Origin of the sequence: Acidovorax sp. sic0104 (assembly GCF_019219095.1) — a bacterium.
Taxonomy (GTDB): Bacteria; Pseudomonadota; Gammaproteobacteria; order Burkholderiales; family Burkholderiaceae_C; genus Acidovorax.
This window is the reverse complement of the sequence record NZ_JAHUWH010000020.1, coordinates 18,702-33,873: the sequence shown is the minus strand read 5'-3', so window position 1 is coordinate 33,873 and position 15,172 is coordinate 18,702. Positions and strand designations below refer to the sequence as shown.

General features: G+C 68.1%; 13 protein-coding genes. 5 read left to right on the top strand and 8 right to left on the bottom strand.

Annotation, left to right across the window (positions count from 1 at the left end):
- Positions 1–29 precede the first annotated feature (29 nt).
- Complete coding sequence (locus tag KW835_RS23275; RefSeq protein WP_218386819.1) at positions 30–3,296, bottom strand: EAL domain-containing protein; 3,267 nt, start codon at positions 3,294–3,296, stop codon at positions 30–32.
- Positions 3,297–3,610: 314 nt separating this feature from the next.
- Here KW835_RS23275 and rpsU point away from each other — a divergent pair, with 314 nt between their 5' ends.
- Together rpsU and KW835_RS23265 are read left to right on the top strand one after the other, a co-directional pair.
- Entirely contained in the window at positions 3,611–3,823 is a 213-nt protein-coding gene (gene rpsU / locus KW835_RS23270) for a 30S ribosomal protein S21 (protein ID WP_007833691.1), read from the top strand.
- Between the two features lie 221 nt (positions 3,824–4,044).
- Positions 4,045–4,491 (top strand): GatB/YqeY domain-containing protein, encoded by a 447-nt coding sequence (locus KW835_RS23265; protein ID WP_218386817.1) that lies wholly within the window; start codon positions 4,045–4,047, stop codon positions 4,489–4,491.
- Positions 4,492–4,590: 99 nt separating this feature from the next.
- On the opposite strand, the gene KW835_RS23260 is transcribed toward KW835_RS23265, so the two are convergent.
- Positions 4,591–5,586: a LysR substrate-binding domain-containing protein gene (locus KW835_RS23260; protein WP_339385490.1), complete on the bottom strand. Its 996-nt coding sequence runs from the start codon at positions 5,584–5,586 to the stop codon at positions 4,591–4,593.
- Positions 5,587–5,765: 179 nt separating this feature from the next.
- Between KW835_RS23260 and KW835_RS23255 the strand changes: the two genes are divergently transcribed.
- Positions 5,766–6,866: a tartrate dehydrogenase gene (locus tag KW835_RS23255; protein ID WP_218386813.1), complete on the top strand. Its 1,101-nt coding sequence runs from the start codon at positions 5,766–5,768 to the stop codon at positions 6,864–6,866.
- A gap of 143 nt (positions 6,867–7,009) precedes the next feature.
- On the opposite strand, the gene KW835_RS23250 is transcribed toward KW835_RS23255, so the two are convergent.
- The 5 genes from KW835_RS23250 to KW835_RS23230 are packed head-to-tail and all read right to left on the bottom strand — an operon-like array spanning position 7,010 to position 12,158.
- Entirely contained in the window at positions 7,010–7,939 is a 930-nt protein-coding gene (locus KW835_RS23250; RefSeq protein WP_218386812.1) for an EamA family transporter, read from the bottom strand.
- Positions 7,936–8,958, bottom strand: coding sequence for an SDR family oxidoreductase (locus KW835_RS23245; protein ID WP_218386810.1), 1,023 nt, complete (start codon positions 8,956–8,958; stop codon positions 7,936–7,938). The genes KW835_RS23250 and KW835_RS23245 overlap by 4 nt, the downstream gene beginning before the upstream one ends.
- The gene (locus tag KW835_RS23240) at positions 8,955–9,890 is read right to left on the bottom strand and encodes a bile acid:sodium symporter family protein (RefSeq protein WP_218386809.1); all 936 of its coding nucleotides are present in this window, start codon (positions 9,888–9,890) and stop codon (positions 8,955–8,957) included. Before KW835_RS23240 ends, KW835_RS23245 begins: the two co-directional genes overlap by 4 nt.
- A gap of 35 nt (positions 9,891–9,925) precedes the next feature.
- Complete coding sequence (locus tag KW835_RS23235) at positions 9,926–11,278, bottom strand: NAD(P)/FAD-dependent oxidoreductase (RefSeq protein WP_218386807.1); 1,353 nt, start codon at positions 11,276–11,278, stop codon at positions 9,926–9,928.
- 22 nt (positions 11,279–11,300) lie between these two features.
- Positions 11,301–12,158 carry an SDR family oxidoreductase gene (locus tag KW835_RS23230; RefSeq protein WP_218386805.1) on the bottom strand — a complete coding sequence of 286 codons (858 nt, stop codon included), beginning with the start codon at positions 12,156–12,158 and terminating at the stop codon, positions 11,301–11,303.
- A 96-nt stretch (positions 12,159–12,254) separates the two neighbouring features.
- Between KW835_RS23230 and KW835_RS23225 the strand changes: the two genes are divergently transcribed.
- Positions 12,255–13,022, top strand: coding sequence for an IclR family transcriptional regulator (locus tag KW835_RS23225; protein ID WP_218386804.1), 768 nt, complete (start codon positions 12,255–12,257; stop codon positions 13,020–13,022).
- A gap of 4 nt (positions 13,023–13,026) precedes the next feature.
- On the opposite strand, the gene KW835_RS23220 is transcribed toward KW835_RS23225, so the two are convergent.
- Positions 13,027–13,983 carry a LysR substrate-binding domain-containing protein gene (locus KW835_RS23220; RefSeq protein ID WP_218386802.1) on the bottom strand — a complete coding sequence of 319 codons (957 nt, stop codon included), beginning with the start codon at positions 13,981–13,983 and terminating at the stop codon, positions 13,027–13,029.
- 144 nt (positions 13,984–14,127) lie between these two features.
- On the opposite strand from KW835_RS23220, the gene KW835_RS23215 reads away from it, so the two are divergent.
- Positions 14,128–15,120 carry a tripartite tricarboxylate transporter substrate binding protein gene (locus KW835_RS23215; protein WP_218386801.1) on the top strand — a complete coding sequence of 331 codons (993 nt, stop codon included), beginning with the start codon at positions 14,128–14,130 and terminating at the stop codon, positions 15,118–15,120.
- Positions 15,121–15,172: the final 52 nt, after the last annotated feature.

The window sequence follows — 15,172 nt, the reverse complement described above, 5'->3', positions numbered from 1 at the left end:
CCCTCGCCTGCGCAGCGCATGTTGGGCCGCTACGCCGTCGCGACCGCCCTCACTTGCAGCGCCCGCTGCTGCAGCGCCCAGTCTTCCAGCTGCGCCACCGGCAAGGGCCGGCTGAAGTGGTAGCCCTGCAGTTCTTCGCAGTCGAGCACACCCAGCACCTGCGCGGTGGCCAGGTCCTCCACGCCCTCGGCCACGATCTTGAGGCCCAGCGTGTGGCCCAGCGCGATGATGGCGCGGGTGATGGCCATGTCGGCGGGGTTGGCGAGCATGTCGCGCACGAAGGATCGGTCGACCTTCAGCCGGTCGATGTCAAAGCGCTTGAGGTAGGCCAGGCTGGAATAGCCGGTGCCGAAGTCGTCGATGGACAGCTGTACCCCGAGCGCCTTGAGTGCCGCGAGCTGCTGCTCGGCCGCGTGCGCGTTGTCCATGAGTTGCGACTCGGTGATCTCCAGCTCCAGCCGATGGGCGGGCATGCCGGTGCGCGCCAGCAGCGCCTCGATGTCGGCCACGAGCAGCGGGTCGGCCATCTGCGCGGCCGACAGGTTGACGGACACCGAGATGTCCGCCAGGGGATGCGCGCTAACGCCGCTGTTGCCGCTGCCGTCGCCGGATGGCCGTGGCAACTCCTGCCAGCGCGCCCACTGCTCGCAGGCCTGCTGCAGCACCCAGCTGCCGATCGCGCGGATCATGCCCGTCTCTTCGGCGATGGGGATGAATTCGCTCGGCGGTATCGCGCCGATGGCCGGGTTGTTCCAGCGCAGCAGCGCTTCGACACCCAGCAGGCGGCCGCTGTGCGCGGCCAGACGCGGCTGGTAATGCAGGCTCAGTTCGTGGCGCTCCAGGGCGCGGCGCAGGTGCTGCTCCATGGTCTGGCGTGCCAGGGCCCGCTGGTCGGTCTCCACCGAATAGAAGCGCGCCATGTCCCGGCCGGTGGTCTTGGCCTCGTACATGGCCGCATCGGCGCGGCGCATGAGCTCGTCGATGTCGCTGCCATCCCCGGGGTACACGGCGATACCGACGCTGCACGACACGTTCAGTTCGTGGCCCTCCACCGGGTGGCTCTGGCGGATCAGCGGGATCAGCCTGCGCTCCACCAGCTGCTGCACGTCTTCGCGCCCGGCCACGTCGCGCATCACCACCACGAACTCGTCGCCGCCCAGGCGGCTCACGGTGTCGCGGCTGCGCACGGCCTGCGTGAGGCGCCCGGCCACCGAACGCAGCAGCCCGTCGCCGATGTGGTGGCCCAGCGTGTCGTTGATGGCCTTGAATCGGTCCAGGTCGATGAACAGCACGGCCACCTTCTCGCCCGTGACGCTGGCCTGGGCCAGCGCCAGCTGCAGGCGCTGCACGCACAGCGAGCGGTTGGGCAGCTCGGTGAGCACGTCGTGGTGCGCGAGGAACTGGATGCGCTCCTCATTGAGCTTGCGGTCGGTGATGTCGATGGCGATGCCGATGTGGTTGGCCACCGCGCCGCTGTTGTTGTGGCCCTTGCTCTCGCGCACGGCGGACACCATGAGCCAGGCCGGATAGGTCTCGCCCGAACGGCGGCGAAACCGCACCTCGCCCTGCCAGGACTCCTTGTCGAGCATGGTGCGGCGGATCTGCTGGGGCAGCGGCTCGCCGTCGGTTTCCTCCACCAGGAAGCCCAGATCCTCGCCGATGACCTCGTAGAAGTCGTAGTGCGTGCTGCGGCAGAACGCCTTGTTCACGCTGATGATCTGCTGGTCGGCGTTCATGATGATGATGCCCTCGGACGAGGCCTCGAACACCTTGGCCCACAGCTCCAGCCGCTGCTCCATGACCTTGAGCACGTTGATCGGCGTAAACGCCGTGAGCACCGCGTCGCGCCCCTGGAACTGCAGGCGCCGCGCCGACAGCACGGCCCACGAGGGCTCGGTGCTGCCCTTCCAGCGCACCTCGAACTCGTCGACCGAGCCCTGGTCCGCCAGGCGCTGAAAGAACCGCGCGCGCACGCCGGGCTCGAGCCCCACGGCCCACGGGTCCGTCTTGCGACCGCCCAGCCAGTGGCCGGCCGGCGCGTTGGAGTGCAGCACCTCGTGCTCGGGCACCGAGGTGACGACCATCGGGATCGGGAACGCCTCCACCAGCTCGCGCTGGGCCTCTGCCGCACGGGCGCTGGCGGCCAGCTCCTGCTGCAGCAAGCGGTCGCGGTCGAGCTGGGACAGCATCTCGTTGAAGGCGGTGACCAGGCGGCCGATCTCGTCGCGGCTTGACCAGTGGGCGCGCAAGGTGTGATCGCCGCTCTTGCGAACCTCGTCGGCCACGCGCGCCAGCTGCTGCAGCGGCTTGGCGATCTGCCGGGCCACCAGCGTCACCAGGCTCAGGATGCAGCCCAGCAGCACCAGCGCCGTGCCCAGGTGCAGCCACATGCGGGCGTACAGCCCGTCCACCCGGCGGTTCAGCAGACGCTCCAGATCGACGATGCCCACCGCCCAGGCGTCGCGCAGCGCGCCCAGCACCTGCGCTTGCTGCACCCCCACCTGGGCCAGCGTCAGGCGCGACTCGCCGGCGGCCATACCCTGCAGCAGCGCCTGAAAGCTCTCCAGCGAAGTCTTGAGCGCCTCGCGCTGGGCCATGAGGGCCGCACGCATTTCGGGCGACCCTGCAATGAACGCCTGGTTGTAGTCCGACTCGATGCCCAGCATCACCGCGTCGAGCCGCCCCACCAGGGTGAGCAGCTCGGACGACCACTGCGGTCCGCGCGCCGTGGGCGCCGCGTGCAGGAACACCACGGTGTCGTGCACGGCCTGCAGCAGCTCGGGAAACCGCAGCACCACCAGCGACATGCCGTAGTAGCTGTCCAGGTCCGGGTCCAGGATCAGGTTGGACTGGTTGCCCACCGTGGTGAGCAGCTCGCGGCCTTCGCGCAGCAGCTGGCTGCGCAGCCGGGTCAGCGCAATGGGGTCGGAGGCGGGCGGCGGGCTTTGCACCAGCTGCTGCAGCACCGAACTGAAGCGTTCGCCCACCTCGTGCGTGCGAAGCTGATCGTCATAGGCCTGGCGCACACCCGCCAGCCGCGTGAGCACATCGGCCACCACCGGGGGCTGCTCGGGCGGCGCGGCGAGGAACTGGCCCATCAACCCGTCGCGCAGCACGGCCGCATAGGTGGTGCCCACGATCTCCTTGCGGGTGAAATCGATGGCCACGTACTTCTCGTGGATCAGGATGCTGGAGACATAGATCACCGCGGACAAATCCAGCAAGTAGATAAGCATGAGCTTGCGGCCCACACTGAGGCGGCCCAGCCAGCCCGAAACGCGGTGCATGAATGCCATGGTATTGGTGTCTCTGCGCGGGCCCGGCCGGCGGATGGCCGGCGAGCCAGTAGCTGTGAATGGTGTTGTTACAAGATGAAGCAACATCCACGCCACCCCCCGAGAGGTTCAGCGGCGCTGTGCGCAGGCCTGCACATCACCCACTTGCACCGCTGCGCCATGAAAAGGCTATAATCTCCGGCTTTGCTGGCAATGCCCCGTCGGCCAAATACTAGTTACAGTCCATGACTGAGACGGGGAAACCCGCCACACACGGCCTTCAGGCCCGATCTCCTGAAGTCCCTCTGTGGGCACATTTTGGAAACCATTAGCTAATGACTACGATCCGCGTAAAAGAAAACGAACCCTTTGACGTTGCCCTGCGCCGCTTCAAGCGCACCATTGAAAAGCTCGGTCTGCTGACCGACCTGCGCGCCCGTGAGTTCTACGAAAAGCCCACCGCCGAGCGCAAGCGCAAGAAGGCAGCCGCCGTGAAGCGTCACTACAAGCGCGTTCGCAGCATGCAACTGCCCAAGAAGCTGTACTAAGTACCGCTTAGGCCCCGTCCTGATACGGAGTGCCGACAAACCCGCGCTAGGGACGCCAAGCGCGGGTTTTTGTTTTTTCGGGTTTGCAAAAAGCCCCTCTGGCGTTGTTGTAGCGCCTTGCCGTAGCGAGACTACTGTCCGCGGCACTACGCCTAGCCAGAGGGGCTTTTTGCAAACCCTAAATCCCTGCCTGACCAACACAAAGACAAAGGAAAAGCCTCATGAGCCTCAAGGATCAGATCACCGAAGACATGAAAACCGCCATGCGTGCCAAGGACAGCGAGCGCCTGGGCACCATCCGCCTGCTGCAGGCCGCGATGAAGCAAAAGGAAGTGGACGAACGCATCGAGCTGGACGACGTGGCTGTCGTGGCCATCGTGGACAAGCTCATCAAGCAGCGCAAGGACTCCATCACGGCTTTCGAAGGCGCAGGCCGCCAGGACCTGGCCGACAAGGAAAAGTCGGAGATGGCGGTGCTGCAGGCCTACCTTCCCGAGCGCATGTCGGCCGAGGAGACCCTGGCCGCCGTCAAGGCCATCGTGGCCGAGCTGGGCGCTGCAGGCCCCGGCGACATGGGCAAGGTCATGGGCGTGGTCAAGACCCGTCTGGCGGGCAAGGCCGACATGGGCCAGGTCTCTGCCGCTGTCAAGGCTGCGCTGGCTGGCTGAGCGCCCCACGGTGCCGCAGCGCCAAGGCGCTGCGGAAGGCCTCGGGCCATCCACTATCAAAACAATAGCTGCTGGCGCTTGGTGGACAAGCGATAGCGGCTATTTTTTTATAAAGGGCAAAGCGACCGCTGGCCCTACGCCCGCAGACCCTGCCCCCTGTACGTCCAAGACCTGCCCGCCTTGCGGCTGCACCTTGCCCCACTCCGTGCGGAAGTACGCCTCCAGAAACTCCACACACACCCGCACCTTGGCCGAGCGGTCCAGCCGCGTGGGGTACACGGCCCACACATTGGCCTCCTGGTACCAGTCCGGCAAAACCTGCACCAGCCGCCCCGCGCGCAGGTGCGCCCCCACATCCCACAGCGAGCGCAGCGCGATGCCGCGGCCATGAACGGCCCACTGCACCACCATCTCCCCGTTGTTGGCCGACAGCGGGCCGCGCACCTTCACCGTCTCGTCCACCGCACCGCTGCGCAGCCGCCATACGCCGAATGGGTGGTCGCGCTCCTTGATCACCAGGCAGTCGTGGCTGGGCAGCTCGGCCAGCGTGCGCGGCGTGCCGTGGCTCTCCAGATAGGCCGGCGCCGCGCACAGCACGCGGTGGTTGTCCGCCAGCCGGCGGGCGATCAGGTGGGGTGCGATCTCGTCGCCCACGCGCACATCCAGATCGAACCCTTCGCCGGCCACATCCACCAGCCGGTCGAACACCTCCAGCCGCACCTGCAGGCCCGGGTGCTGCTCCACCAGCCGCGACAGCGCGGGCGCCACGATCTGCCGGCCAAAGCCGAAGCTGCTGCTCACCCGCAGCTGCCCGCGCGGCTCGCGCCGGGTGATGGCTACCTCCTGCAGCAGCTGGTCCATGTCGTCCAGGATGCGTTGCGCCCAATGAAAGACGCGCTCGCCCTCCTCCGTCACCGCCACGCGCCGAGTCGTGCGGTGCAGCAGCTTCACGGCCAGCTCCTGCTCCAGCAGGCGGATGCGCTTGCTCACGTACGCGGGCGAGACGCCCAGCTCCGTGGCCGCATCGCCAAAGCTGGCCTTGCGCACGACCACGGTGAACACACGCAGGTCGTCGGTGGCAGGGTTTTTATGCACGATGTGTGAAGAATAAGAGCACAGTTGCTGGATTGTATTTTCAGGCAGCGTGCCAAACAATGCCATCCAGCCGGTCCCTCCACAGGACCGCCCGTGATGCCTTCAGCCCCGCGCTGCCTGCCACCACTGCGCCAGCCATCTGCCACCATCCACCTTTGCACCACCCTCAAGGAGTCCGCATGAGCACCAGCACCCCCAAGACCTACAAGATCGCCGTCATCCCGGGCGACGGCATCGGCAAGGAAGTCATGCCCGAAGGCCTGCGCGCCGTACAGGCCGCCGCGCAGCGCTTCGGCATCCAGCTGGAGACCACCACAGTGGACTGGGCCAGTTGCGACTACTACGCCGCGCACGGAAAAATGATGCCCGACGACTGGAAGGCGCAGCTCTCGGGCATGGACGCGATCTTCTTCGGCGCCGTGGGCTGGCCTGCCACCGTGCCCGACCACGTCTCCCTGTGGGGCTCGCTGCTCAAGTTCCGCCGCGAGTTCGACCAGTACATCAACCTGCGCCCCGTGCGCCTGTTCGAAGGCGTGCCCTGCCCCCTGGCCGGCCGCAAGCCCGGCGACATCGACTACTACGTGGTGCGCGAGAACACCGAGGGTGAGTACACCTCGCTGGGCGGCATCATGTACGAAGGCACCGACCGCGAGATCGTGATCCAGGAATCCGTCTATTCGCGCAAGGGCGCCGAGCGCCTGCTCAAGTTCGCCTTCGACCTGGCCCAGAGCCGCCCGCGCAAGCACGTCACCTTGGCCACCAAGAGCAACGGCATCGCCATCAGCATGCCCTGGTGGGACCAGCGCGCCGACGACGTCGCCAAGAGCTACCCCGGCATCACGCTGGACAAGCAGCACATCGACATCCTCACCGCGCGCTTCGTGCTGCAGCCGGGCCGCTTCGACGTTGTGGCCGCCACCAACCTGTTCGGCGACATTCTCTCGGACCTGGGCCCCGCGACCACCGGCACCATCGGCCTGGCGCCCTCGGCCAACCTGAACCCCGAGCGCAGCTTCCCGTCGCTGTTCGAGCCCGTGCACGGCTCGGCGCCCGACATCTACGGCAAGAACATCGCCAATCCCATCGCCATGATCTGGTCGGGCGCGCTGATGCTGGACTTTTTGACCCAGGGCCAGGGGGCCGGCCGCGCCGCGCACGACGCCATCGTCGCCGCCATCGAAGCCGCCCTGAAGGAAGGCCCGCTCACGCCCGACCTGGGTGGCACGGCCAACACCACCGAGCTGGGCCAGGCCATCGCGGCGCGCATCGCCAAGGCCTGAGCAGGCAGGCGCATTGCGCTTCTCCCGACCGTGAAGCCGCGCGTTGATGGCGAGCAGGCATGACCGTGGCCAGCCGCCGCCGCGCAAGGGCCGCCCCGCCGCGCTGGCGGCGTCCCCCTTTCAGGGGGAAGGCGCGAAGCGACTCAGGGGGTCTTCCATTTGTGCCCAAACTGGTTGATGAGCATGCCCAGCAATACGGCGCCGGTGCCCGCCCACTGCGCGGGCGCGGGCTGCTCGCCCAGCACCAGCATGGCGGCCAGCAGTCCCACCACCGGGATCAGCAGCGAGAACGGGGCCACCCGCCCCGCCGGGTGGCGCTGCAGCAGACGCGTCCACAGGCTGTAGGCCAGCAAGGTGGCCAGCAAGGCCAGGTACAGCACCGCGAACAGCGCCTGCCCGTTGAGCCCGGCAAGCTGCGCTGCCACCGTGGCCGGGCCGTCCAGCCACAGCGCGAGCGCGAAGAACGGCACGATGGGCACGGTGCTGCTCCACACAACGAAGGGAAATGGTGCGTACTGCCCACCCGAGCGCGCCGCAAAGCGCACCACCATGTTGGACGTGGCCCACATGAAGGCCGCGCCCAGCGTGAGCACGAAGCCCGCCAGGCTCATCTGCAGGGCGCCCTCGCCATGGGCGCTGGCAATCACCAGCAGCCCGCCGAACGCCACCGCCAGCCCCAGCCATTGCGCCGGGCGAGCGCGCTCGTGCAGCAGCGCGGTGGCCAGGATCAGCGTGAAGAAGGCCTGGGTCTGCATGACCACCGAGGCCATGCCCGCCGTCATGCCCAGGCGCAGGCCCAGGAACAGCAGGCCGAACTGCCCCAAGCCCTGCGCCAGGCCGTAAGCCACGACAAAGCGCCAGGGCAGCTGCGGCCGGCGCACGAAGAGCAGGAAGGGCAGCGAGGCCGCGACGAAGCGCAGCGTGCCCAGCAGCATGGGGCTCAGGGTCTGCAGCCCCATCTTCATGACCACGAAGTTGGAACCCCAGATCAGGATGACCGCGAGCGCGCAGCCCAGGTCCCCTTGCGAGAGCGCGCGGGGCTGTGCGTCCCCCGGCAACGTCGCAGCGCTCATGCGCGGCTGCCTGCCAGGGTGCCGGACACCGAAACCGGCCGGCCTTGCCGTTGGCGCGCGGCCACGAAGGCGTCGAAGGCCTCGGCGCTGGTCTTGCGCGGCACATAGCCCAGTTGCTCCTTGAGGGCGGTGTTGAGCAGCACCGGCCGGTAACGCAGAAAGTCGAGTTGTTCAGGGCCGTAGCGGCTCACGCCCAGGCGCGAGCCCACGAACAGCGCCGCGCGCAGCAGGCCGGCCGGCAGGTCCAACGTCCCCTTGCCCAGCCGCGCGGCGATCTGGTGGATGGTGAGCGCCCCGTCGCCAGCGAGGTTGTAGCAGCCGGGCAATGCGCCCCCGAGCGCATGCAGCAGAGCGCCGGTCACGTCCTCGTCCCAGATGAAAACGAAGGGGCTGTCGCTGCCGCGGATGGCCAAAAGGCGCGGCTTCTCGAACAGCGCGGTGATCTGGTTGTCCACCCGCTCGCCCAGGATGGTGCCGATGCGAAAGACGGTCTGCGCCAGTTGAGGATGGCTCTGGCGCCATGCGGCCAGCATCTCCTCGACCAGGCGCTTGTGGTGCGCGTACGCAAAGCTTTCGTTGCCGCGCAGCGGGTGCGACTCGGTGAGCCAGGGCGGGTTGTCGGCGTGGTAGCCGTAGGCTGCGCCGCTGGAGGACACGACCACATGCCGCACGCCCTGGGCCGCGCAGGCGTCGAGCACATTGCGCGTGCCGTTCACGTCCACGTCGTATTCGAAGGCCCGGTTGGAGTCACGCCCCGGCGTGACGATGGAGGCCAGGTGCACAACCGTGTCGATGGCATGGCGCTGCAGCGTCTCGGCCAGTGCCGGGTCGCGCACGTCCTGGGCCTGGTAGGCAATGCCCGGCTCGCGGCGCTCGGGCGGCACCTCGCGCACGTCGAGCGCGACGACGGTGCCGGTGTCCGGCCGCCGCGCCAGTGCCGCCACCACGCCGCGGCCCAGAAAGCCGTCGGCACCCGTGACCAGGATGTTGCGGGCGCGGAGCGTGGGCGCCGTGCTCATGCGCGCTCTCCCTGCGCCGGCGCGGGCTGCGCTCCCAACGGGTCCTTGCGCCCCCACCAGCTGGCTAGTGCCAGCCCGGCGATGATGTCCCAGAAGCCCCAGACCCCGGCCACCACGGCCATGCCGCCCAGGCCGCCGAAGAAGCTGAAGATCACCACCAGGCCCAGGCCTGCATTGCGGATGCCGACCTCGATGGCGACGGCGCGCCGGTCATAGTCTTGCAGGCCTGTGAAGCGTGCGCACAGGTAGCCGGTGCCGAAGGCCAGCGCATCGTGCAGTGCCACCGCCAGCAACACCAGGCCCACGTAGTCGAGGAAGAAGCGCCAGTTCCCCGCGATGGCCCCGAGGATGAAGCCGATAAGCGCCAGGAAGCTGATGATGCGCACGGCCTTCTTCACTCGCTGCGTGAGGCGCGGCAGGTGGTGCGCGCACAGCAGGCCCAGCACGAAGGGCACGCCGATGATGGCGACGATGTGGCCCACCATCTCCAGCGGGTCGAGTGCGATGGTCTTCAACAGCGGCGCGGCCGTGGGGTGCATGCCGCCCCAGAACGCGAAGTTGAGCGGCATGGCCACGATGGCGATGGCGTTGGAGATGGCCGTCATGGACACCGACAGCGCCACGTTGCCGCGCGCGCGGTGCGTGAGGATGTTGGACACATTGCCCGGCGGGCAGCAGGCCACCAGAATCATGCCCAGGGCAATGCTCGGCCCCACGCCCAGCAGCAGCGTGAGCGCAAAGGTCACCGCCGGCAACACGATGAACTGCGCGGCAATGCCCACGGCCATGGCCCAGGGCATCTTGGCCACGCGGCGGAAATCGTCCACCCGCGTATCGAGCGCAATGCCGAACATCAGAAAGCCCAGCACCACGTTGAGCAGCATCAGCGATGCGGGGTTGAAGTTCAGGCGGATCTCGTCCACGGGCAGCATGGTTTGTCTCCTCGGTTTTCTTCTTGTGATCGTTTTCAGGCCAGTGCGGCGGCGGCCTTGCGCACCGCCGCGCGGTAGGTGTCCTTGTGCACGTAGTAGGCCATGCGTTCAAGCTGCAGGTACTTGAATCCGCCCGACAGGTCGGGCGGCGGCCCCTGCACCGCAGCTGTGAAGGCCTGCGCGGCGGGCGTGCCGGCATCGAGCGACTTGAAGTAGCGCGCCACCAGCTCGGCCTGTTCGTAGCGGCCCTGCCAGCCGATGCCGCTGGCCTCGATCATGCCCAGCACGGCCAGACGGCGCCGCCCGGGTGCAAAGATGTTCAGGTGCAGGCGCGGCGCCATGCCCTGCCAGTTGAGCAACTCGCGCGCGATGAAGGGGTAGTGCAGCGTGTAGCCCGTGGCGGCCAGCACCATGTCGTAGTCCTGCCGGGTGCCGTCCTTGAAGTGCACGGTGGAGCCGTCCAAGCGCGCGATGTCGGGTTTCACATGGATGTCGCCATGGCCCAGGTGGTGCAGGATGAGCGAGTTCACGATGGGGTGCGACTCGTACATCCTGTACGCGGGCTTGGGAAAGCCGAAGCGCGTGGGGTCGCCCGTGAACCATTTCAAGACCGTGCTGTCCACCTTCTGCTTGAGCCAGGGCGGCAGCGGGCGCTTGCCACCCAGCGTGTCGGCAGGCTTGCCGAACACGTACTTGGGCACGAAGTAGTAGCCGCGCCGCACCGAGATGTCTACGCTGTCGGCATAGTGCACCGCATCCACCGCGATGTCGCAGCCCGAATTGCCGGCGCCCACGATGAGCACACGCTTGCCCTTGAACTGCTCGGCATGCTTGTAGGCCGAGGTGTGCAGCAACTCGCCGCTGAATTCGCCCTCGAACTTCGGCATGCTGGGCTCGGCCAGCGTGCCGTTGGCGATCACCACGCCTTTGTACTCGGCGCACTCGGTGCCGCCGTCGGCCGTGGCGATGGTCACGCGCCACAGACTGTCTTCGCTGTCGGTCAGCGGTTCCACGTTCAGTACGCGCACGCCGAAGCGGAAGTGCCGGCGCAGGTCGAAATGGTCGGCAAAGGCCGCGAAGTAGCGGCACAGCTCGCGGTGGCTGGGGTAGTCGGCCACGCTGTCGGCCATGGGGAATTCGCTGAACTCGGTGGTGCGCTTGCTCGAGATCAGGTGGGCCGACTCGTACACCGTGGAGCGCGGGTTGGCGATGTTCCACAACCCCCCCACATCGGTGTACGCCTCGAAGCCCTGGAATGGAATGCCGAGTTTTTGCAGGTTGCGCGCACCGGCCAGGCCCGAGGGGCCGGCGCCGATCAACGCTATCGAGCCGCGCGTGGCGGGCGAGGTGGTGTCCACGACGGGGGCGTGGCGAAGGTCGTCTTGCATCGGGGCTGCTCGCAGGTGGAATTCAAAGGGGCTCGGAGGGCGCTTGGCTGGTGCCCCTCGTCAGGCCCGGGATGGCCGTGGCACCTGCTTCGCCAGCGCGCGGCTTGCGCGGCTGGCCGCGCAGAAGACTGTCGTAGGTGGCGGCGGGCAGGCAGGCCAGCAGGCGCGAGAGCCAGCCGATGCGCCGTGGCAGCACGATGTGTTCGCGCCCGCGTGCCACGCCGGCCAGCAGCGCACGGGCGGCGGCATCGGGCTCCATGAGCCCGGGCATGGCAAAGCGGTTCCCGGCGGTGAGGGCCGTGCGCAGATAGCCCGGGCTCACGGTGTGCACGGACAGGCGCGAGCCCCGGCATTCCGCGCGCAGGCTCTCCAGGTAGCGGATCAACCCACCCTTGCTGGCGCAGTAGGCACCATTGCCCGGCATGCCGCGCCAGCCCGCGATGCTGGCCACGCCCACCAGGGCGCAGCGCGGCCCCTGCACGGCATGCACCCGCAGCGCCTGCACGAAGGGTTGGAAGGTGGTGGCCGGGCCCAGCAGGTTGATCTCCAGCATGCGGCGCATCACGGCCAGGTCGCCGGCCTCTGCGGTGTCGAAGCCGCCGGCCACACCGGCATTGGCGACCACCAGATCGGGCAGGCCGGCGCGTGCCATCCAGTCGGCGGCCACCTGCCCCATGGCCGGGGCGTCGGCCACGTCGGGCGTGTACACCGCACAGCGCCCAGGCGCGGTAGCGGCAAGGGCATCGAGCACCTCGCGCTGCAGGCCCACCAGCGCCACCTGCGCGCCCTGGGCCAGCAGCTCGCGCACCAGGGCCTGGCCCAGGCCACCACAGGCCCCCGTGACGACGGCGTTGCGAAAAGGGATGGGGGAAGGGGACATGCAGGGAAGGCTTTGCGGGAAAGGGTTGCGTCCACTGTAGGGCAGGCCTTATAAATCCCGGAATATTTTCTTATTTCGTCTCGGAATCAGAGATTCATGACAGAAAACACCACGACTGCCGCCTCGCCCGGGCTGCGCCTTTTCGACCTGCTGGAGCTGCTGGTGCGCGAGGCCCGCCCGCTCACGCTGGCCGAAGCAGTCGCCGCCAGCGGCTGGCCCAAGCCCAGCGTGCACCGGCTGCTGGTTCAACTGGAGGCCGGCGGCCTGCTAGCGCGCGAGCCCGACGGCCGACGCTACGCCCCCGCAGCCCGGCTGCTGCGCCTGGCCGAGGCCACGCTGGCCGGCAGCACGCAGCAGGGTGTGCGCCATGCCGTGCTGCGCCAGCTGGTGGCCGAGGTGGGCGAGAGCTGCAACTTCACGGCCCTGTCGGGTGCCGAGGTGGTGTACCTGGACCGCATCGAGTCGGCCTTTCCACTGCAGATGAACCTGCGCCCCGGCACGCGCGTGCCCGTGCACTGCTCGGCCAGCGGCAAGCTGCTGCTGGCGCACATGGCCGCCAGCCAGCGCAACAGGCTGCTCGAGGGACTGGCGCTGACCCGCCACACCGCCACCACCCTGACCACGCGCTCCGCTCTCGACGCCGAGTTCAAGCGCATCCGCAAGGACGACTACGCGGTGGATGCCGAAGAGTTCGTCGAAGGCCTGGTCTGCGTGGCCGTGCCCGTGCGCGGCGCTGACGGCAAGAGCATCCGCTGCGCCGTGGCGCTGCAGGCGCCCGTGGCGCGCATGTCGCTGACGCAGGCGCTGGAGAAGCTGCCGAGGCTGCAGACGGCCGCAGCAGCACTGGCCCGCACCTGGAACTGACAGCTCACGCTTTTGCGCGCGGCTTCTTGCGCATGCCCGCTGCCACTTCGCGCAGGCAGGCGATCAACTGCTCTGTGCCGGGCGTGGGCCGCTGGCCGCGCAAGGTGATCAGGCCCACGGGAGGCAAATCGATGGGCACGGCCAGCGGCAGTACGGCCACCTGGCCCTGCTGTGCGAAGTGCTGCGCCACCGCCCGTGCCATGAAGGCCACGGCACCGCGCTGGTGGATGAAGGACAGCTGTGCGAGGAACGAGGCAGACTCCACGATGTCGGCAGGCGGGTGCAGGTCATGCGCGAAGAACATCTGGTCGAGCTTGACCCGCAGCGAGGCCCAGGGCGGCGGCATCACGCAGGGCAGCGCGGCCAGGTCGGCCCACTGCGGCTTGCGCTTGCGCGCCAGCGCGTGGCCGGGCTGCACCACCACGGCCATGGGCTCGGCATACAGGGCCTCTGTCTCCAGGTCGGGCGAGGCGTAGCCGGGTTCGAGCCGGCCCACGAACAGGTCCAGCTCGCCCAGGCGCAGCTTCGGCAAAAGGCGTGTGAGGTCGCCTTCCTCGATCAGCACCGTGGTGTGGATGGAGCGCGCCTTGAGCCGCTCCACGGCCTGCGCCAGCAGCACGGGCGTGGCCACCACCATGGCGCCCACGCGGGTGCGGCCCACGGCACCGCTGGCCTCGGCAGCGATCTCCTCGCGCGTGCGTTCGTAGCCTGCCAGCACCGACCGCGCAAAGCGCACCACGCTGGCGCCTGCCGGCGTGGGTTCGGTGCCGCGCGTGGAGCGCTCGAACAGCGGCAGGCCGAACATGCTCTCGATCTCGGCAAGCGTCTTGGAAACCGCAGGTTGCGTGACCGAGAGAAACTCGGCCGCGCGGCCCAGGTGGCGGAACTGGTCGAGCGCGACCAGCATCTGCAGATGACGCAGCTTGAGGTTGCTGCGCAGTACACGGTCGATTTGTGCCATCGTGGTGGGTGTGGATTGCTGGCGGTGGGCTGGCGGTTCTTCATCACCTTTTTGCAATGAAGACAGTCCGTATTTTCATTGGATTGTTATGCATTGGTTTTGAACAATCGCGGCTCCCGATTCAAAAAAAAGCAGGAGACACGCATGCAGAACCCACGCAGTGGACGGCGCCAGTTCGTCCTCGGCGCCGTTGGCGCCGCCGCCACCCTCGCCACCACATCTTCCCGCCTGTTCGCACAGACCTGGCCCGAGCGCCCCCTCACCTTCATCTGCCCCTGGCCCGCAGGCGGCACGGCCGACCAGTCGATGCGCGCACTGTGCTCGGTGGCCGGCCGCATCCTGGGCCAGAGCATCGCGGTGGAAAACCGTGCCGGCGCCTCCGGCATGATCGGCTCCAAGGCCCTGGCCTCGGCCAAGCCCGACGGCTACACCATCGGCCAGATCCCGATCTCGGTCACGCGCTTCTCGCAGCTGGGCACACTGGCCGCCGACCCGCGCAAGGACTTCACCTACCTCGCGCGCACCTCGGGCCAGACCTTCGGCATCGCGGTGCCGGCCCACTCGCCCTTCAAGACGCTCAAGGACTTCGTCGCGCACGCCAAGGCCCACCCGGGCAAGGTGACGTACGCCCATGCCGGGGTGGGCGGCGCCACGCACGTGGGCATGGAAGAGTTCGCGAGCGTGGCGGGCATAGAGCTCAACCACGTGCCCTACAAGGGCGGCTCCGAGGCGCTGCAGGGCGTGCTGGGTGGCCATGTGGATGCGCTGGCCGACTCCAGCTCGTGGGCACCCCACGTTGAAGCGGGCAAGCTGCGCCTGCTGGCGACCTGGGGCGAACAGCGCACGCCGCGCTTCAAGGATGTTCCCACGCTGCGCGAGTCCGGCTACGACGTGGTGGTGGATGCCCCCAACGGCATCGGCGCCCCCAAAGGCCTGGACCCCGCCGTGACGGCCAGGCTGCGCGACGCCTTCAGGCAGGCCGTGGGCAGCCCCGAGTTCAAGGCCGTGGCCGAGAAGCTCGACGCGCCCCTGCTGTACCTGGACGGCCCCGACTACGAGAAGTACGTGAACACGGTCTACACCAAGGAGACCTTGCTCATCGACAAGCTCAAGCTGCGCGAACTGATGAAGAGTTGATGCCCGCGCGCTCCTCCGGTTTCTTTCCAGGGAGCGCGTTTTTCATGACACA